This window comes from uncultured Rhodococcus sp. (assembly GCF_963525155.1).
Taxonomy (GTDB): domain Bacteria; phylum Actinomycetota; class Actinomycetes; order Mycobacteriales; family Mycobacteriaceae; genus Rhodococcus_F; species Rhodococcus_F qingshengii.
The window spans coordinates 1-19160 of sequence record NZ_CAURKP010000103.1; the positions used below are offsets into that span (position 1 = coordinate 1).

The window sequence follows — 19160 nt, forward strand, 5'->3', positions numbered from 1 at the left end:
CCGGGGTGGCGGGCATCAGCATATTCGGGGGGAAGCGATGTGTGCCACGTCTCATTGGCTGGGCGGTTTGTCTTGAATGGCCGAAATTTGGGTAGTCAGCGCGGGACCCCCTCTGCCCGTAAAGTGGGGGAAAATCGCGGGAGGGACGCTTCGGCAGAGCGCGTTTCTACTGGATATGGGGGTACTTGGTGGTTGAAGGTGACAACACTTCAGGGGGCACGACGCCTCGCGTCGTACTGGTGACCGGGGCGAGCAGATTTCTCGGCGGCTACCTGGTGACCAGGCTTGCGCAGAATCCGTCGATCGAGCGTGTCATCGCCGTCGACGCCGTCAGTCCGAGCAAGGACATGATGCGCAGAATGGGCCGCGCGGAATTCGTGCGAGCAGACATCCGCAATCCGCTGATCGGCAAAGTGATCCGAAACGCCGAGGTCGACACCGTCGTGCACGCGTCGACGCTTCAGAAAGCCCCCAAAGCCGGCAGCCGCGCCGCGATGAAGGACATGAACGTCATCGGCGCCATGCAACTGTTCGCGGTCTGTCAGAAAGCTCCGACGGTTCGCAAGGTGGTCCTGCGCTCGGCTTCGGTCGTCTACGGGTGCAGTGCCAAGGATCCCGCTCAGTTCACCGAAGAAATGAGTGCGCGCCGCCGGCCGCCGGGCGGATATGCCCGCGACAGCCTCGAGATCGAGGGATACCTCCGCGGAATGGGGCGTCGGCGCCCGGACATCTCGGTCGGGATTCTGCGGTTGGCGCCGTTGATCGGACCTCAGCTGACTGCAACCGTCGGGCACTACGTCACCGCCCCACTCGTGCCCACCATCGTCGGGCGCAACGCGCGCCTGCAATTGCTCCACGTCGAGGATGCCCTCGCGGCGCTGGAGAAGGCGACCATCGGACACGCTTCGGGTACGTACAACATCGCCGGCGACGGAGTGGTCATGATGTCGCAGGCGATCCGCCGGGCAGGCAGGGTGGAAGTTCCCATGCCGCTCGCTCTGTTCCGCAGCGTCGGGAGCGCGTTGGTGGGGTCGTCCATGAGGCTGTACACCGACGAGCAACTCGAGTACTTCCGGTTCGGCTGCGGACTCGACACCATTCGCATGCGCAGCGAGTTGGGGTTCGAGCCGCGATGGACCACCATGCAAGCACTCGACGATTTCATGCGTGCGATGCAGACGCGCCGGATCATCAAGTCCGAGTGGATCGATCGGGCGGAGAATGCGTTGACCACCATTCTCGGCGGTGACGCCGCCGCGGCGGCAACAAGTGCAGATGTGATGCACATGCCGCTGTCGGGACGAAGTGCGGTGAAGGGGTGACTGACGTGGCGAAGGTAATTCCCCTGCGGCCCAGCGCAACTCACACCGGAAAGTCGGCAACTTCCCGTTCGCGTGAGTCCGTCACCGGTGCAGAGCGTGACATCCGTGAACAAAGTGAGCGCCGGCATCCGTCCGGAGTGTCCTCGGCGGCCGACCACGGCGGTGAGAGCACGTTCGTCGATTCGGCCAGGTCGGCGATCGTCGACCAGATCGCCTCGGCAGCAGAATTCTTCCGACGTCGGGTGTCCGGCGACTACGAGGTCGACGAGTTCGGGTTCGACCCGCATTTCGCGGACAACGTCGTCATGCCGATGTTGCGCCCGTTGTTCGAGAAGTGGTTTCGCGTCGAGGTCAGTGGGATCGAGAACATTCCCCTCACCGGGGGAGCGCTTGTGGTCGCCAACCACGCCGGTGTGATCCCGATCGACGGACTGATGACGTCGGTTGCCGTGCACGATCACCATCCAGCGCATCGTCCACTGCGAATGTTGGCTGCGGACATGGCATTCGAGATGCCGGTGGTGGGTGGACTGGCGCGCAAAGCCGGTCATACGTTGGCCTGCAACCCCGACGCCGAGCGTCTGCTCAACGACGGTGAAGTCGCGGCCGTGTTCCCGGAGGGATTCAAGGGCATCGGGAAACCGTTCAGTGAGCGGTACAAGTTGCAGCGGTTCGGGCGCGGTGGCTTCGTGTCGGCCGCAATGCGAACCGGTGTTCCGATCATTCCGTGCTCGATCGTGGGTTCGGAGGAGATCTATCCCAAAATCGGTGATCTCACCACACTCGCACGCGTTCTCGGTCTTCCGTATTTCCCGGTGACACCGCTGTTTCCGCACTTCGGGCCGCTCGGCCTGGTTCCGTTGCCGTCGAAGTGGTACATCGAGTTCGGAAAGCCCATCGTCACCGATACCTTCGAGAGCGGTGCCGCCGACGATCCGATGGTCCTGTTCGAGGTCACGGACCACGTCCGAGAAACGATTCAGCAGACGCTGTATCGACTGTTGGCCAAGCGTCGCAACGTCTTTCTCGGCTGAGTTCGGTCCGGATCGCTGCTCGATCCGGACCGAACCCGCTCAGGCGTTCTGTTCTTTGCGCCTGGCGAGAATTGCCGCGAGCGCCCCGCCGACCGCTCCGAGCACCAGCGCCGTCGGTACGCCGATCTTGGCGGCCTTTCGTCCGGTGCGGAAATCGCGAACTTCCCACCCGCGGTTCTTCGCGAGTTCACGAAGATCTGCGTCGGGATTGATCGCCACCGGTGTCCCCACCAACGAGAGCATCGGAACGTCGTTGTGGCTGTCAGAGTAGGCGGAACAGCGCTTGAGATTGAGTCCTTCACGCACCGCCAACGTCCGTACGGCGTGCGCCTTGCCCATGCCGTGCAGGATGTCGCCGACGAGTCGGCCGGTGAAGACGCCGTCCTCACTCTCGGCGACAGTGCCCAAGGCGCCGGTCAATCCCAGTTTCTCGGCGATGACCTGAGCCAGTTCGACCGGAGTTGCCGTCACCAACCACACCTGTTGTCCGGCGTCGAGGTGCATCTGGGCCAACGCCCTCGTGCCTGGCCATATCTTGTCGGCGATGACCTCGTCGTAGATCTCCTCGCCGAGGCGGGCGAGTTCGGCGGTGGATCGACCGGCCACGAAGGACAGTGCTTTCTCGCGGCCTTCGGCGACGTCGTCGCTACTTTCTCGGCCGGTGACTCGGAACTTGATCTGCTTCCACGCGAAATCCACCAGATCCGAGGTCTTGAGATACTTTCGTGCAGCGAGACCACGGGCGAAGTGGATGATCGACGCACCCTGCACCATGGTGTTGTCGACGTCGAAGAATGCGGCGGCCGTGAGGTCGCGCGGAACGGCCGGGGGCTCTTCGCCGGTTTCCGGTTCTGTGGGGTTGGCAGCTTCGTGCAATGCCAGAGCTGCGTCAGCGCTCGCCTCGCCGGCGAGATTGGCTCGAACTTCCGACTCACTCGGGCCCAGCGGATTCTTCACGTGGCGACGTCCGGGGAGAATGACCCCGGCAAGCCCTGATCCGAATCCGGAGCCGTTCGGTAGTGATCGCGCAGGCACCCGCACCTCCCGTGTTGCATTCTCGAGCAGAGAACTCTTCGAGTCAGCCTATCCTCCGCGATGAGGCCCGATGGGTTGGATGGTGACCTTCCCTGTGGTGTGTGACGTTCCTCTCCGCCGATTTGGTACCGAGTGGGGCTCCGGAGGCACACTCGACCGATCAAGTAGATGGCGTCCCCGTAGAAGAAAGGTATGCGTCGATGACTGCAGCTACGCATGAAGTGACCCTGTTGACACGCGCAGGATGCGCGTCCTGCGTCGGCGCGGCGGAGGTCCTGCGACGGGTCTGTTCCGAGTTCGAGCTGGAATTGACGTGCATCGACGTGGACGAAGCTGCCGCGACGGATCCAGAGCTGAGAGCGGAGTACGGAGACAGATTGCCCGTCATTCTTCTCGACGGACGCGAGCACGGTTACTGGGAAGTCGACGAGGAGCGCCTTCGTGACGATTTACGCAAGTAAGGCAACCCTCAAAGTTGTCCGCGGAGCCGCTTTGCAGGTGAACGGCACATCGAACCCGTCTCGAGCAACTTTGTGCATGGGTTCACAAGCGGTTACCGTGGTGTGAACATTCCCCCGGAGCATCGTGGAGGTCGACAGTCGTGTCGACCGGACGAGGAGCCAGCGACGTGACCGAACCGCACCAGACGCATGAGCCTGTGGCTCAGCGCGTCACCGGCGCTGCGGGCTCTTCCGTCACCGACGCTGCCAGCGCCTCGGTTAGCGACCCGATCGCTCAGGATCGCGTCATCCCCCAGGCTACGGTGACGCGCTTGGCCGCATACCTGCGGGTCCTCGGAGTGATGTCCGACCGGGGTACCTCCATCGTCTCGAGCGAGGAACTCGCGCAGGCGTCAGGTGTCGGATCAGCGAAGTTGCGTAAGGATCTGTCGTTCCTCGGACCCAACGGTGTCCGCGGCGTCGGGTACGACGTCAACAGGCTCCGCATCCGCATCGAGCGTGCACTCGGACTCGATCGTGGGCACAAGGTCGTTCTCGTCGGAGTCGGAAACCTCGGCAAGGCGCTGGTCGGCTACGGCGGATTCAGCCGCCGCGGTTTCGAGATGGTCGGACTCTTCGACAGTGATGCAGATCGAATCGGAAGCAGAGTCGGGGATCTCGTCGTGCGCAGCACCGAGGAACTGACCGTCGCCTGCCGTGAACTGAATGCGACCATCGGCGTCATCTCCACACCGGACGAGGCAGCTCAGGGCGTGTGCGACCAGTTCGTCAGCGCCGGGCTGCGCTGCATCATGAGTTTTTCGCCGATCGCCCTCGACGTTCCCGATCACGTGGAACTGCGACGCGTAGATCTAGCCGTCGAGATGCAGGTTCTCTCCTTCAACAGTGCGCGCAATGCCGATCAGGCATCCAGCGCGCCGCGAGTACGGGTGGCTCACGCCGCATCCGCTTCGTCAGTCCCATCCACCAGTTCACCCGCTCCGGTCGGAGCAGGTTCGACAAGAAACGGATCAGTGATCGCGCCGTGAGTGTTCTGCTTGTCGGGGTCTCGCATCGAACCGCGCCCGTCCCGGTGCTCGAGCGAGTAGCTGTCACCGACACCGATCGTCCGAAGCTGATCGACAAGCTTCTGGCGTCTTCGCACATCTCCGAAGCGATGATCGTCTCCACCTGTAACCGGGTGGAGGTCTACGCGGTGGTGGACGCGTTCCACGGTGCACTCACCGAGGTCGGTGAAATCCTGGCCGACCATTCGGGTCTCGACCTGACAGCGCTGCACGCTCACGCGTACGTCCGCTACAGCGAAGCAGCCGTCGAGCACCTCTTCGCGGTGGCCAGCGGCCTCGATTCCATGGTGATCGGCGAACAGCAGATCCTCGGCCAGATCCGTTCGGCCTACGCATCTTCGGATGCGCAGCAGGCCGCCGGACGCGTAGTCCACGAACTGGCTCAGCAGGCACTGCGCGTCGGCAAGCGAGTGCATTCCGAAACCGGAATCGACTCCGCCGGAGCATCAGTCGTGTCCGTGGCTCTCGATCGTGCAGCGGGCATCATCGGTGAGGGTGGCCTGGTCGGCCGCACTGCCGTGGTTGTCGGTGCAGGCTCGATGGGCGGTCTGTCGGTTGCGCATCTCACCCGCGCCGGAATCGCACGCATCGTCGTCGTCAACCGGACACAGGAACGCGCCGAGCACCTGGCAGAGACGGCACGCTCCAACGGCGTCGACGCCGACGGTGTTGCCTTCGATCAGCTTTCGGCCGCGATGGCGCAGGCAGATGTCATGGTGACCTGTACCGGCGCGGTCGGGGCAGTGGTCACCCTGGCGGATGTGCACCGCGCACTCGCCGAGCCCGATCGCGACAACACCAAGCACCTCGTCATCTGCGACCTCGGGCTGCCGCGCGACATCGATCCCGCCGTCGCCGGCCTGCCGGGTGTGACCGTTCTCGACATGGAGACGCTGCAGCGTGATCCAGCGGCAGGCGCCGCCGCCTCTGACGCAGATGCCGCACGCACCATCGTCGCCGGCGAGCTTGCGACCTACCTTGCCGGACAGCGCCTCGCGGAGGTCACTCCGACCGTGACGGCTTTGCGTCAGCGCGCCGCCGACGTCGTCGAAGCCGAACTGATGCGACTCGATTCGCGTCTGCCCGGCCTGGACGATCCGCAGCGCGACGAGGTTGCACGCACCGTGCGACGCGTCGTGGACAAGCTGCTCCACGCCCCGACCGTGCGCGTCAAGCAACTCGCGTCGGCCCCCGGCGGCGACTCCTACGCAGCAGCGCTGCGCGAACTCTTCGAACTCAGCCCCGGATCTCCCGCGGCCGTGGCCACACCCACCGATCTGGTGGACGGCGACCGCACTGGAAGGGACCTGCAGGCATGAGCGTCACCACCCCTCGATCGGGGAGCCCGCTGCGGATCGGCACTCGCGGAAGTCTTCTCGCGACCACGCAGGCCGGTACCGTGCGCGATGCCCTCATTGCAGCCGGACATCCCGCCGAGTTGGTCATCATCAAGACCAAAGGCGACCAGTCCACCGATCCAGTCCAGAAGATCGGCGTCGGAGTGTTCACGGCAGAGCTTCGAGAAGCCTTGGTGGACAACCGCGTCGACGTTGCGGTGCATTCCTACAAGGACTTACCGACCGCGCAGGACCCGCGTTTCGTCATCGCGGCGATTCCCCCACGCGAAGATCCGCGTGACGCGCTCGTCGCCCGTGACGGTCTGGTCCTCGGGGAGCTTCCGGCCGGTTCCAAGGTGGGAACCTCGGCGCCGCGCCGTGTTTCGCAGCTGAAGGCACTCGGTCTCGGCCTCGACATCGTGCCGTTGCGGGGCAACCTGCAGCGCCGTCTCGGCAAGGTCGAATCCGGTGAACTCGACGCCGTGATCCTCGCTCGCGCCGGCCTGTCCCGTATCGGGCTGCTCGATCTCATCACCGAGAATATCGAGCCCGTGCAGATGCTCCCCGCTCCGGCGCAGGGTGCTCTGGCCGTCGAATGCCTTTCTGCCAATGCGGAATTGGCGGCGATCCTCGCCGAGCACGACGACGCGGGTACCCGGGCGGCAGTTACTGCCGAGCGCGCCCTGCTCGCCGAGTTGGAAGCCGGCTGCACCGCTCCGGTGGGAGCGATCGCGGAGATCGTCGAATCCCTCGACGACGACGGCAGAATCTTCGACGAACTGTCGGTACGCGGCTGCGCAGCCGCCATCGACGGTTCGGACGTCATCCGTACCGGCGCCGTGGGTGCGCCGGACAAGGCCGAGGAACTCGGCCGAGCGGTAGCGCGCGAGTTACTCGAACTCGGCGCCCGCGAGTTGATGAACGTGACTACAGGCGAGGCAGCCGATGTTTGACGCCGCACTTTGCACTTGCACCAAGTTCCCATTTCGATACAGCGCACTGGAGAATCACCGATGACCCGAGTCCGAAAGAACACTCCCGGACGGATCCTGTTCGTGGGATCGGGACCGGGCGACCCCGCCCTGCTCACCGTTCGCGCACGTGACGTCCTCACCGGCGCCGCAATGGCATTCACCGATCCGGATGTCGACAAGGGCGTCGTCGCACTCGTCGGCATCGACATGGGCCGCGACGAGGAGACCGGCGAGCTGATCGCGGACGTGCGTCCGGCACTCGGCGAGCCTGCCGAGGTTGCAAAGACATTGGTGCACGAGGCCAAGAACGGTCACGACGTCGTGCGTCTGGTCTCCGGCGACCCGCTGACCACGGATTCCGTGATCGCAGAGGTCACCGCAGTCGCCCGTACGCAGGTTCAGTTCGAGGTTCTCCCGGGTCTGCCTTCGGGATCGGCTGTGCCGAGCTACGCCGGCATGGCGCTCGGCTCGGGTCACACCGAGGCCGACGTTCGCGGTGAAGTCGACTGGGCTGCTCTGGCCGCTGCACCGGGACCGCTTGTCCTGCACGCGACGTCCGGACATCTCGCCGAGACCGCCAGCGCGCTGGTCGAGAACGGCTTGGCCCCGCAGACGCCTGCTGCGATCACCGTCCGCGGTACCACTCGTCAGCAGCGAACCGTCGAGGCAACTCTCGCGACGCTCAACGAAGCCGGATCCGAACTGGTGGGCTCGCTCATCGTCACCGTCGGCAAGGTTGTCGCGCAGCGCAACAAGATGTCGTGGTGGGAATCGCGCGCTCTGTACGGCTGGACCGTCCTCGTGCCGCGCACCAAGGATCAGGCCGGCGAGATGAGCGACCGTCTGGTCACTCACGGAGCGATCCCGATCGAGGTTCCGACCATCGCCGTCGAGCCGCCTCGCAGCCCGGCTCAGATGGAGCGTTCGGTCAAGGGACTCGTCGACGGTCGCTACCAGTGGGTCGTCTTCACTTCCACCAATGCTGTTCGCGCAGTGTGGGAGAAGTTCGAAGAGTTCGGCCTCGACGCTCGCGCCTTCTCCGGTGTGAAGATCGCCTGCATCGGTGAAGCAACCGCAGCCAAGGTGCGCTCGTTCGGCATCAACCCCGAGCTGATCCCGACCGGTGAGCAGTCCAGCGAAGGCCTGTTGGCCGAATTCGCCCCGTACGACGACGTTTTCGATCCGGTCAACCGGGTTCTGTTGCCGCGGGCGGACATTGCGACCGAAACCCTCGCAGAGGGCCTGCGCGAACGCGGTTGGGAGATCGACGACGTCACCGCCTACCGCACCGTCCGGGCAGCGCCGCCGCCGGCCGAGACCCGCGAGATGATCAAGACCGGTGGATTCGACGCCGTCTGCTTCACCTCGTCCTCGACCGTGCGCAACCTCGTCGGCATCGCCGGCAAGCCGCACGCCCGCACGTTGGTCGCGTGCATCGGCCCGAAGACGGCCGAAACCGCTATCGAGTTCGGTCTGCGCGTCGACGTGCAGCCCGAGACCTCGCAGGTGGGACCGCTGGTGGAGGCTCTCGCCGAGCATGCTGCTCGTCTGCGCGCCGAAGGTGCTTTGCCGCCCCCGCGCAAGAAGTCTCGAAGGCGCTAGCGCACCCGTGAGGGGTTGAGGAGTCTGTGGACTCCTCAACCGCTCACAGGTTCCGACGAAGGAGGGCTACTTCTCGTGTTTCCTACTCATCGCCCTCGCCGGCTCCGGCGCACTCCTGCGCTCCGGCGACTCGTGGCAGAGACCTCGCTCGAACCCCGGCACCTCGTTTTGCCGATGTTCGTCGCCGACGGCATCGACGCACCGCGTGAGATCAGTTCCATGCCAGGCGTTTTCCAGCACACCCTCGATTCGCTGCGGTCCGCAGCGGTGGAAGCGGTGGAAGCCGGCGTCGGTGGCCTGATGCTGTTCGGTGTCCCGAAGGCGGAGGACAAGGATCCCCAGGGGTCCGGTGCCTCCGATCCCGACGGCATCCTCAACGTCGGATTGCGCGCTCTGGCAGACGAACTCGGCGATTCGACGGTCATCATGGCAGATACCTGCCTCGACGAGTTCACCGATCACGGCCACTGCGGCGTGTTGACTGCCGGCGGCGCTGTCGACAACGACGCGACCTTGATCCGATACGTCGAAATGGCTCTCGCGCAAGCTGAATCGGGTGCGCACCTGCTCGGACCCAGCGGCATGATGGACGGTCAGGTGGCTGCGATCCGTGGTGCACTCGATGCTTCGGGGTATGTCGATGTCGGCCAGCTCGCCTATGCCGCGAAATATGCGTCAGCGTTCTACGGGCCGTTCCGTGAAGCCGTCGGATCCTCACTGCAAGGCGACCGTCGTACGTATCAGCAGGACGGCGCCAATCGCCGCGAGTCGATGCGCGAGGTAGACCTCGACGTCGCCGAGGGCGCCGACATGGTGATGGTCAAGCCTGCAATGTCCTACCTGGACATTCTGCGTGAGACCGCCGACCGGTCCCCGGTTCCGGTCGCTGCGTACCAGATCTCGGGGGAGTACTCGATGATCACTGCGGCCGCGCAGAACGGGTGGATCGATCGGGACGCGGCGATTCTCGAATCGCTCATCAGCATTCGCCGCGCCGGTGCCGACGTGGTCCTCACGTACTGGGCGTCGGAAGTTGCCGGATGGCTGTGACGGAGTCACGCATGGTGGCTGCGCCGGTATCGACCGATACGCTGGTGTCATGACCGAGCAGTGGCCGCCGTCGCGCCAGGAACCGCCCCGCCGGGAACCTCCCTACGAGAACCAGCCGTTCGAGAATCAGCCGTACCGCGAACTCGGACCGATGCCGACGGGTCAGATCCCGGGATACGGCCCCGGTTACAACGGATACCCGGGACCTGCGCCGAAACCCGAGCCGCCGACGGACGTCGTGACTGCGATTCAGTTGTGGTGGGCTGTGACGGCGCTGGGGTTGGTCCAGGGCGGCGCGATGATCTGGATGCTGCTCGGGCAGAAGTCGATGTTCGTCGACGAGATGCTCAGAAATCAGGCAGCTGTCGACGCCGGTCTGACGCGTTCCGACATGGAGGGCATGTTCCCACTGGTCATCGTATTCTCTGCGGTTTTGGTCGTGATCGTCACCGCCGTGTTCCTTCTGTTCGTGCGCGCGATGAGTCGCGGCAAGAACTGGGCTCGAATGTTGCTGACGTTCTGTGGCGTCTTCATGCTGGTCTCCGCGATCCCGGTGATCTTCGGGCTCGGCGGAGACGGCGGCGCGGCCACTCTGCTGTTCGGCGGAGCGGAAATCCTGCAGGCAGTTGCTGCTGTCGGGGCGATCGTGATGATGCACCGAAAAGAGTCCAATCCGTACTTTCTTCGTTTCCCCCCGGCGGGGAACCGGTAGGTAGCTCGGGGTACTGTGAAACGGGTCACTGAAGTAGTAGGGGAGAGGTCGGACGCGATGAGTTCTCAGGAAGCCCTGCGTACGGAAAGCACCCACGACGCGCCACTGCGCCAACGTGGTTCACGCACCGAAGTGATCTTGTTCGCGATCCTCGGAGCCTCTGTTCTGGTGACACTCCTGATGCTCATGATTCCGGGCATCGTCAGCGGATAGCGCACACTTGAACCCGTGAGTATCTCTACGAAGGTCAGGCGCCCGACGGCTGTCGAGGCAGCATTCTGGCTGTGGATCGCCAGCGCGTTCCTGCTCATACTCTTCGGCCTGATCAATGTCACCAGCGCTTCGTATTCGTTGCGTGAGCAGTTCACCGATCAAGGCGTTTCGGCCGGAAACATCGACATCTACGTCACCTTCGTGCGGGTGTCAGGGCTGGTTCTGCTGTTGACCGGCCTCGCGATCGGCGGCCTCGCCGGTCCCACTCGCGCCGGAAGGGCGCTGTGCCGACGGATCCTGGTGATCGTGTCCGGAGTGTTCGCGGTGCTGCAGATCGCGCTGGTCGTCGCCGGGATCAGTACCGTGCTCGCGCTGGTTGTTCCCGTCATGCTGATCTGTGCCTGCATCGCGATCTACCGCGACACCACCCGAAGTTGGTTCGCCCGTGGCTGATCGCGCGCCGGAAATCGGCCCGGACGTTCTGTACTACGAACCGGGTTCTCGGTGGTGGGCCATCGCGTTCGGTCCGATCTTCTGCCTGATCGCCTTGGTCATCGAACTGTTCACCGGCCCGGTGGTGCATTGGTTCGGTCTGGCGATGTTCGCCGTGATCCTCACCGGATTGGTCTACGTGCAGGTGATCGCAGCACGGCGGCACGCGAGCGTACTTCTGACCGCGACCACGTTGCGTCAGGGAACCGAAGAGGTGCCGATCACCGAGATCGCCGAGGTGTTCCCGGAGTCCGACGACGCTGCCTACGAGGACGAAATGGAACCGTGGGAAACGGCACGCGCGCTCGGTGAGCTGTCCGGAGTGCCCAGGCGTCGGCACGGTATCGGCTTACGTTTGACCACCGGGGGATTGGTGCGGGCGTGGGCAAAGGACGATCAGGCACTTCGCGAGGCGTTGAGTCAGGTCGTTGTGGTTGGTGTGGAACCGGACGGGTCTGCCGATGACTGAGCCACAGCCATCCCCGCGTGTCGACGTGAAGACGTGGATCGGAGTACTCGGTATCGTCGCCGCAACGATTCTGGCGGTCGTGTGCTGGCGAGCGGGTACGACGACGTCCGACTTCGGACCGATACTGGAGGGCGCTCCACCGTTCGAGAGCACGCACTACGACGGTCTCTGGATCTCGGGCGCCGGGTTGTCGATTCTGGTTGCGGGGCTGATGGCCATCGATGTCGTGCGCCGCGTCCGGGTGGGCTTCGTCGCATCGCAGTAGCCCTCATACGGGTAGGGGGTATAGTTGCGGTATGAGTAGTTACAGCCCCGAGCAGGACGATCTGCTCAAGCGCCTTCGTCGTATCGAAGGTCAGGTAGCCGGAATTTCACGCATGGTCGCAGACGACCGGTACTGCATCGACGTGCTCACCCAGGTATCCGCCGCGACGAGCGCGTTGCAGTCCGTGTCCCTGAAGCTTCTCGACGCCCACCTTGCGGGTTGCGTCGTCGAAGCTGCCAAGCAGGGTGGTCCGGAAGCGGACGTCAAGATCAAGGAAGCTCAGGCGGCCATCGCTCGCCTCGTTCGTTCGTAAGGTGTCGGTCCGTCACTCCGTGATGGACCGCGCGAGCGCCCGGGCGGAGAAGCTCACGAAGTACTCGGGTGTGACTTCTTTGGCGATGTTGATGACGATGGTGTCCGACAGGCCTTTGAGTCCGGAGAGCACGAGATGGATCAACGCGGGGTCGTCGATCAACCTGCTCCCTTCGGCTGCAGCAGATTCGGTGAGCGCTCGAATCAATGCCGAGTTGTAGACCGCTACGGATGCGTGAAGTTCCCGCATGCTTTCTCGGTCGGACCCGGCCATGCCTTCGATGTCGCGCCAAGTGGTGGTGAGTCGACCCACCCGTGCCCAGTGCCGAGCAAACTCGGAAATCATGGACTCGAGTAAGGCGCTCAGTCCCTGCTCGCGGGGGAGCGAGTTCACGAAGTCCGCCATTTCCAGCTGACTTTCGCTGAGGAGGGCGGCGAAGATGTCCTGCTTGTCGACGAAGTACTGGTAGATCAGGCCAGTACTGGTGCCGGCTCGTTTGGCGACAGCGCGGATCGTGAGCGCGGAGTAGCCTCCTTCGTCCAGAAGCGAGATCGCCGCGTCGAGAGTTCGGCGTCGACGCACTTCGGCGTCGCCGTAGATCGACTTGCTGCTGGTACTGCTCATTTGATCACCGTAGTCGCGGTGGTCGGCATCCTCAATTCACATCGAACACTGTTCGTTGTCGAGCGCCGCCCAGAATTCGATGTGACTCAGATCATAGAATGAACATTGTTCGAAATAGAATGAACATCGTTCATTCTGGTGTTACGGTATGGCGCAGACCACATCGAGGCCAGTGCAAAGTGCTGGACACTCTGCGGTCGGCCTGACCTTTCTTCCCGTATCGATCGGGAGGTCTACACAGTTGTGGAGTACCTATGACACGCACTAACGATGAACGCGCGGCGATCGACATCGCCGCTGCGGCTGGAGAACTTCTGCTCGACCATCGGAAATCCCTCGGCGAAAACGACGGTGATGTCGCGACTTTCAAGAACGCGGCCGATCGGCTCAGTCACGAATTCATCGTCGCCGAACTTGCCCGACGCTTTCCTGCGGATGCAGTGCTGTCGGAGGAAGGGGCTGACGACCTCGCGAGGCTGGCTGCGGATCGGGTGTGGATCGTCGACCCTCTCGACGGCACCCGTGAGTACGGCGAGGCCGGACGATCGGACTGGGCCGTTCATGTTGCACTGACTGAAAACGGTGTCCTCACAACAGGTGCGGTCGCAATGCCTGCCCTTGGCGTCACCTATTCGAGCAGCGATGATCGAACCGAACGGGATGCCGCGACGCCGGTTCGAGTCGTCGTATCGCGGACGCGTCGTCCGGAACCGGTCATGCGCATGGCCGACTCGATGGGCGCGGAGTTGATCGAAATGGGATCCGCCGGAGCCAAAGCAATGGCGGTCGTCTCGGGTGAGGCAGACATCTATGCACATGCGGGCGGACAGTACGAGTGGGATTCGGCGGCGCCCGTTGCTGTCGCACGTGCTGCGGGACTGCATGTTTCGCGTATCGATGGCAGCGAACTGCGCTACAACCAGGAAAACCCGTGGTTGCCGGATCTGCTGATCTGCCGACCCGAACTCGCCCCGAAAGCACTGGAGGAACTGGGCCGATGACCGCGACACTGACGCACCTCGAACGACTCGAAGCCGAGAGCATTCACATCATGCGTGAAGCTGTTGCCCAGAGCGAGAACCCGGTGATGTTGTACTCGGTGGGCAAGGACTCCGCCGTGATGCTGCATCTGGCGCGCAAGGCCTTCTATCCGTCGAAGCTGCCGTTTCCGCTTCTGCACGTCGATACCACGTGGAAGTTCCGTGAAATGTACAAACTTCGTGACAGTACCGCTGCTGCAGGCGATCTCGATCTGATCGTCCACACCAACCCGGACTGCGTGAAGCAGGGGATCAACCCGTTCACTCACGGCAGCGCTGTCCATACCGATATGTGGAAGACCGAAGGCCTCAAACAAGCCCTCGATCACTACAAGTTCGACGCTGCATTCGGCGGCGCCCGACGTGACGAAGAAAAATCCCGCGCCAAGGAACGCATCTTCTCGATCCGATCAGCTGCGCACCGTTGGGATCCCAAGCAGCAGCGACCGGAACTGTGGCGGATGTACAACGTCCGCAAAGCGCCGGGCGAGAGCCTGCGCGTCTTCCCTCTCTCGAACTGGACCGAGCTGGATGTGTGGGAATACATACGCCAGGAAGAGATTCCGATCGTTCCGCTGTATTTTGCCGACAAGCGGCCCGTCGTAGAGCGGGACGGTGCGCTGATCATGGTCGACGACGACCGGATGCCGTTGCTGCCGGGAGAGACCCCGGAACTCAAGAGCGTTCGTTTCCGCACCCTCGGCTGCTACCCGCTGACCGGAGCCGTCGAATCGACCGCAACGAGCCTGACCGAGATCATCTCGGAAATGTTGCTCACCACCACTTCCGAACGCCAGGGACGGGTCATCGACCACGACTCCAGTGCGTCGATGGAGAAGAAGAAGCAAGAGGGGTACTTCTGATGACTGTTTCCTCGGATCTGATCGCTGACGACATCGAGGCGTACCTCGAACGTCATGCAAACAAGAGCATGCTGCGATTCATCACGTGCGGCAGCGTCGACGACGGCAAGAGCACCTTGATCGGCCGTCTGCTCTACGAATCGAAACTCGTCTTCGACGACCAGTTGACGGCGCTCGAAGCCGATTCGCGCAAGAGCGGAACCCAGGGGGAGGGGCTCGATTTCGCGCTCCTGGTCGACGGTCTCGCCGCGGAACGTGAGCAGGGCATCACGATCGACGTCGCCTATCGCTACTTCACGACCGAGCGACGCAAGTTCGTCGTCGCCGATACTCCGGGGCACGAGCAGTACACCCGAAACATGGTGACGGGCGCGTCGACCGCCGATCTTGCTGTGATCCTTGTCGATTCCCGCAAGGGGATACTGACTCAGACCCGCCGGCACTCGTATCTGGTGTCGTTGCTGGGGATCAAGCACGTGGTGCTTGCCGTGAACAAGCTCGACCTCGTCGACTACTCGCAAGAGGTCTTCGATGCCATTACCGCGGATTACGCAGAGTTCGCTCACGAGATCGGTCTGGACGGGTTCGTCGCCATCCCGATGTCGGCATACATGGGTGACAATCTCACCGAGCGCAGTGCGAATACCCCGTGGTACTCCGGACCAAGCCTGATCGAGCATCTCGAAAGCGTGGACATCGACGATGCTGCCGCCGCGGCTCCGTTCCGGATGCCGGTGCAGTGGGTCAACCGGCCGGACCTCGACTTCCGCGGATTCTCCGGCCAGATCGTTTCCGGCACCGTATCTCCCGGAGATCCCATCCGCGTGCTCCCCAGTGGAAAGACGTCCACAGTCGAGCGCATCGTGACCATGGGTGGCGACCTCGACGTTGCCGGTGCGGGTCGCTCGGTCACCATCACGCTCGCCGACGAGATCGACATCAGTCGCGGTGATGTGCTGTCCATCGGCGACAATCCGCCGGCCGTAGCCGATCAGTTCGAGGCCTGCATCGTCTGGATGGGTGAGGCTCCCATGCTGCCCGAACGGCCGTTCCTGTGCCAGATCGGTACCGTGACAGTCACTGCGCGCATCACCAAACCGAAACACAAGATCAACGTCAACACTCTCGAGAAGACCGCAACGACTACTCTCGCGCTCAACGAAATCGGTGTGTGCAACCTCAGTTTCGATCGGCCGGTCCCGTTCGACCCGTACGTCGGCAACCGTGACACCGGTAGCTTCATCCTCATCGACCGCCTTACCAACGGCACTGTCGGTGCGGGCATGATCACGCACTCGCTGCGTCGATCGGACAACATTCACTGGCAATCCGTCGACGTCGACGAGGCCGCGCACACCAGGCTCAAGGGACACCAACCCGCAGTTCTGTGGTTCACCGGTCTCTCCGGTTCGGGAAAGTCGACCATCGCGAACGATGTCGAGCGTCAACTGCACGCACTCGGCGCGCACACCTACCTCCTCGACGGAGACAACGTCCGTCACGGGCTGAATCGAGACCTCGGATTCACCGAAGCCGACCGCGTCGAGAACATCCGTCGCGTCACCGAGGTCACCCGACTGATGGCGGACGCCGGTCTGATCGTGCTCGCGTCCTTCATTTCACCGTTCGAGGCCGAGCGTCATGCCGCCCGCGAATTGATCGGCGACGAACAGTTCGTCGAAATCTTCGTCGACACCGCTCTTGCCGTCGCAGAGGAGCGAGATCCCAAGGGGCTGTACAAGAAGGCTCGACGGGGCGAGTTGGTGAACTTCACCGGAATCGATTCGCCGTACGAACCGCCGCAGAACCCTGACATTCACATCGACACCAGTGTCACGACGACCGAGGACGCTGCGATCGCGATCGTCGACCATCTCCGCGCCCGCGGAACCATTTCTTGATCCGCCTGAACACGAGGAGCATCCATGCCTGACAGGGCTGAAATAGTCTCTGCCGTAGAAGATTACGTCAAGTGTCTCGGAAGTCACGACGTCGACGGACTGGTTGCGCTGTTTGCGCCCGACGCAGTTCAACACGAACCGCTGGGGGTCCGGACCTACCGCGGCATCGACGAGATTCGCGAATTCGATACCGCGAACGCGCAGGTCGATTTCACAGTCAGCCTGCTCGGTCCGATTTCGGTGACGGGAATGTACGCAGCCATGCAGCTTCGGGTGCAGCGCGCCGGTATCCCTGACTTCGCTGCCACCGATGTGTTCGAGTTCGACGAGAACGGCAAGATCATCTCCCTGAGTGTTGTTCTCGATCCGCAGGCGCTGTGCTGACCCATCAGGGCCTGCTGGCAGGCAAGGTTGTCGTCGTCTCGGGAGTGGGCCCGGCGCTGGGTCGTTCGATTGCGATGCAGAGTGCGGCGGCCGGAGCGAAGGTTGTTCTGGCTGCCCGCACACCCGAGCGCTTGGAATCGGTGGCAAGGGAGATTCGAGACCGCGGCGGAATCGCGTTGGCCGTCCCGACGAACCTCACCGACGTCGATTCGATCGCTTCGTTGGCGGAGACAACTGTCGCTGAGTTCGGTGCGGTGCATTGCCTGGTGAACAACGCATTTGTTCAACCCGCGCAGGTCCCGCTCCTGGACGCCGACGTGGTGTCCATCCAGTCGGGCATCGACATCAACTTGCTCGCGGCGTTGAACGTCACCAGAGAATTTGCTCCGGCATTGATCGAGTCGCACGGGTCCGTCGTGATGGTCACGTCCATGGTGTTGCGCAACCAGCTTCCCGGGTTCGGGGCCTACCGCATCATGAAATCCGGGCTCCTGGCAATGGCACGCAGTTTGTCGATCGATCTCGGTCCCAAGGGCGTTCGAGTCAATTCGGTTGCTCCCGGCTATATCTGGGCGGACTCGGTCAAGAACATGTTCGAGAAGAAGGCGGCGGCGGCAGGAGTCGACCCCAAGATGATCTACGACGAGATCGCAGCGGGCGCCGATCTGCGCCGATTGCCGGAGCCAGATGACATCGCAAACGCTGTCGTCTTCCTCCTGTCCGATTCAGCGAGGGCCATCACAGGGCAATGTCTCGACGTCAACTGCGGTCACACGCACCACTGATCAACTCATACAAGGACTAGCCATGACACAGGATTACGACGGCATCGGTTCCATCGATGACCTGCACCAGGCTGCGCGCGAGGCGGCCGGGTACGAAAACTTCGGCAGCGAAAGCTATCTCGAAGGACTTCGAGTTCTCCTCGAGTCGTTCCAGAACGAGGCCGACCTCACTCCTCACGGCAAGGTGATCGCTCGAAAGATGATCGTCGGAGCGCTCGCGGGTCGCCTGACCAGTGAGGCCGGATTCGCGAAATATCCAGAGCACGTCGATGTTCCGATCGAACGCCCGATCTTCGTGGTCGGGTTGACCCGCACCGGCAGCACCGCGCTGCACCGTTTGCTCGGTGCCGACCCGGCGCATCAGGGCGCCGAGATGTGGCTCGCCGAGACGCCGCAGCCGCGCCCCGAGCGCGACAAGTGGTCGGAGAACGAAGATTACGTTCGCTCCGACGCCTTCTACCGTGCTCGCCAGCGCAACGAAGCGGACCTGATGAAGGTGCATTTCATGGGGGCGGAGGAGGTCGAGGAATGCTGGCGGCTGCTGCAGCAGACGATGCTCTCGACCGCGTTCGAGACGGTGGCGTACGTGCCGAGTTACACCCGGTGGCTGGCGGAGCAGGACTGGACCGAAACATATGCGCGGCACAAGAAGAACCTGCAGTTGATCGGGCTGCACGACCAGGACAGACGGTGGGTGCTCAAAAGCCCGAGCCATGTCTTCGCGATCGACGAGATCATGTCGGTCTATCCGGATGCACTGTTCGTTCGGACCTTCCGGGACCCGTTGACATCGATGGCGTCCACCTTCAGCCTCGTAGAGCAGGGCGGGCACGACATGTCGAGGGCCTTCGATCGTCCGGCCATCGGGCGCACGCAACTGGAGTTGTGGGCGCGAGGGAATGCGAACTTCAACAATGCCCGTAGCCGTTACAACCCCGATCAGTTCATCGACGTCGACTACAAGGACTTCATCGCCGATGCGGTCGGCACCGTCGAGAAGATCTATGCACAGTTCGCCCTGCCCTTCACAGACGACGCCCGCGCCGCGGTGGAGGCGTCGCATCAGGCCAGCCTTGCCGAGCACCGTCGTCCGTCGCATCGCTATTCGCTCGAGGATTTCGGCGTGAGCGCTGCCGACGTCGAAGCGAAGTTCTCCACCACACCCTGAAGCCCTCCGGCCCTGTGCGCCTTTTTGGTAGTGCCGACTACCAAAAAGG

Annotated in this window: 22 protein-coding genes; 20 read left to right on the forward strand and 2 right to left on the reverse strand. The window is 63.1% G+C overall.

The window, feature by feature from the left end:
• The first annotated feature begins 188 nt into the window (after positions 1–188).
• Entirely contained in the window at positions 189–1322 is a 1134-nt protein-coding gene (locus tag RWT78_RS19100) for an NAD-dependent epimerase/dehydratase family protein (RefSeq protein WP_314677320.1), read from the forward strand.
• Positions 1319–2356, forward strand: coding sequence for a lysophospholipid acyltransferase family protein (locus RWT78_RS19105; protein ID WP_042923247.1), 1038 nt, complete (start codon positions 1319–1321; stop codon positions 2354–2356). Before RWT78_RS19100 ends, RWT78_RS19105 begins: the two co-directional genes overlap by 4 nt.
• Before the next feature lie 39 nt (positions 2357–2395).
• Here the strand turns inward: RWT78_RS19105 and RWT78_RS19110 are convergent, their stop codons facing one another.
• On the reverse strand, positions 2396–3391 hold the full coding sequence (locus RWT78_RS19110) for an HAD family phosphatase (RefSeq protein ID WP_020968932.1): 996 nt from the start codon (positions 3389–3391) through the stop codon (positions 2396–2398).
• Positions 3392–3591: 200 nt separating this feature from the next.
• Between RWT78_RS19110 and RWT78_RS19115 the strand changes: the two genes are divergently transcribed.
• The 12 genes from RWT78_RS19115 to RWT78_RS19170 all read left to right on the forward strand — a co-directional run bounded on the left by RWT78_RS19115 (position 3592) and on the right by RWT78_RS19170 (position 12346).
• Entirely contained in the window at positions 3592–3852 is a 261-nt protein-coding gene (locus tag RWT78_RS19115; RefSeq protein ID WP_003941953.1) for a glutaredoxin family protein, read from the forward strand.
• Positions 3853–3992: 140 nt separating this feature from the next.
• Entirely contained in the window at positions 3993–4880 is an 888-nt protein-coding gene (locus RWT78_RS19120; RefSeq protein WP_314677329.1) for a redox-sensing transcriptional repressor Rex, read from the forward strand.
• Positions 4877–6238, forward strand: a complete 1362-nt coding sequence (locus RWT78_RS19125; RefSeq protein WP_003941867.1) for a glutamyl-tRNA reductase — start codon at positions 4877–4879, stop codon at positions 6236–6238. Before RWT78_RS19120 ends, RWT78_RS19125 begins: the two co-directional genes overlap by 4 nt.
• The gene (gene hemC / locus RWT78_RS19130; RefSeq protein ID WP_231783070.1) at positions 6235–7209 is read left to right on the forward strand and encodes a hydroxymethylbilane synthase; all 975 of its coding nucleotides are present in this window, start codon (positions 6235–6237) and stop codon (positions 7207–7209) included. The genes RWT78_RS19125 and hemC overlap by 4 nt, the downstream gene beginning before the upstream one ends.
• Positions 7210–7269: 60 nt before the next feature.
• Positions 7270–8832, forward strand: coding sequence for a bifunctional uroporphyrinogen-III C-methyltransferase/uroporphyrinogen-III synthase (locus RWT78_RS19135; protein WP_003941969.1), 1563 nt, complete (start codon positions 7270–7272; stop codon positions 8830–8832).
• 75 nt (positions 8833–8907) lie between these two features.
• Positions 8908–9882: a porphobilinogen synthase gene (hemB, locus tag RWT78_RS19140; protein ID WP_007735309.1), complete on the forward strand. Its 975-nt coding sequence runs from the start codon at positions 8908–8910 to the stop codon at positions 9880–9882.
• Between the two features lie 49 nt (positions 9883–9931).
• Positions 9932–10594, forward strand: a complete 663-nt coding sequence (locus RWT78_RS19145) for a hypothetical protein (protein WP_314677335.1) — start codon at positions 9932–9934, stop codon at positions 10592–10594.
• A gap of 57 nt (positions 10595–10651) precedes the next feature.
• Entirely contained in the window at positions 10652–10807 is a 156-nt protein-coding gene (locus RWT78_RS19150; RefSeq protein ID WP_003941930.1) for a hypothetical protein, read from the forward strand.
• A 15-nt stretch (positions 10808–10822) separates the two neighbouring features.
• Complete coding sequence (locus RWT78_RS19155; protein ID WP_314677340.1) at positions 10823–11260, forward strand: hypothetical protein; 438 nt, start codon at positions 10823–10825, stop codon at positions 11258–11260.
• Positions 11253–11768, forward strand: coding sequence for a hypothetical protein (locus RWT78_RS19160; RefSeq protein ID WP_003941872.1), 516 nt, complete (start codon positions 11253–11255; stop codon positions 11766–11768). Before RWT78_RS19155 ends, RWT78_RS19160 begins: the two co-directional genes overlap by 8 nt.
• Positions 11761–12033 (forward strand): hypothetical protein, encoded by a 273-nt coding sequence (locus tag RWT78_RS19165; protein ID WP_007735305.1) that lies wholly within the window; start codon positions 11761–11763, stop codon positions 12031–12033. Before RWT78_RS19160 ends, RWT78_RS19165 begins: the two co-directional genes overlap by 8 nt.
• A 31-nt stretch (positions 12034–12064) precedes the next feature.
• Positions 12065–12346, forward strand: coding sequence for a metal-sensitive transcriptional regulator (locus tag RWT78_RS19170; protein WP_003942012.1), 282 nt, complete (start codon positions 12065–12067; stop codon positions 12344–12346).
• A gap of 12 nt (positions 12347–12358) precedes the next feature.
• Here the strand turns inward: RWT78_RS19170 and RWT78_RS19175 are convergent, their stop codons facing one another.
• Complete coding sequence (locus RWT78_RS19175; RefSeq protein ID WP_003942004.1) at positions 12359–12970, reverse strand: TetR/AcrR family transcriptional regulator; 612 nt, start codon at positions 12968–12970, stop codon at positions 12359–12361.
• A gap of 254 nt (positions 12971–13224) precedes the next feature.
• Between RWT78_RS19175 and RWT78_RS19180 the strand changes: the two genes are divergently transcribed.
• From RWT78_RS19180 to RWT78_RS19205, 6 genes are read left to right on the forward strand one after another with little or no spacing between them, the layout of a single operon-like run.
• Positions 13225–13971 (forward strand): 3'(2'),5'-bisphosphate nucleotidase CysQ, encoded by a 747-nt coding sequence (locus RWT78_RS19180; RefSeq protein WP_003941936.1) that lies wholly within the window; start codon positions 13225–13227, stop codon positions 13969–13971.
• On the forward strand, positions 13968–14873 hold the full coding sequence (gene cysD, locus RWT78_RS19185; RefSeq protein WP_019744365.1) for a sulfate adenylyltransferase subunit CysD: 906 nt from the start codon (positions 13968–13970) through the stop codon (positions 14871–14873). Before RWT78_RS19180 ends, cysD begins: the two co-directional genes overlap by 4 nt.
• Positions 14873–16774: a sulfate adenylyltransferase subunit CysN gene (gene cysN / locus RWT78_RS19190; protein WP_007735300.1), complete on the forward strand. Its 1902-nt coding sequence runs from the start codon at positions 14873–14875 to the stop codon at positions 16772–16774. Before cysD ends, cysN begins: the two co-directional genes overlap by 1 nt.
• Before the next feature lie 24 nt (positions 16775–16798).
• Positions 16799–17158 carry a nuclear transport factor 2 family protein gene (locus tag RWT78_RS19195; protein WP_314677351.1) on the forward strand — a complete coding sequence of 120 codons (360 nt, stop codon included), beginning with the start codon at positions 16799–16801 and terminating at the stop codon, positions 17156–17158.
• Positions 17152–17943: an SDR family oxidoreductase gene (locus RWT78_RS19200; protein ID WP_064688324.1), complete on the forward strand. Its 792-nt coding sequence runs from the start codon at positions 17152–17154 to the stop codon at positions 17941–17943. Before RWT78_RS19195 ends, RWT78_RS19200 begins: the two co-directional genes overlap by 7 nt.
• Before the next feature lie 22 nt (positions 17944–17965).
• On the forward strand, positions 17966–19111 hold the full coding sequence (locus RWT78_RS19205) for a sulfotransferase (protein ID WP_065352127.1): 1146 nt from the start codon (positions 17966–17968) through the stop codon (positions 19109–19111).
• The last annotated feature ends 49 nt before the right edge of the window (positions 19112–19160 follow it).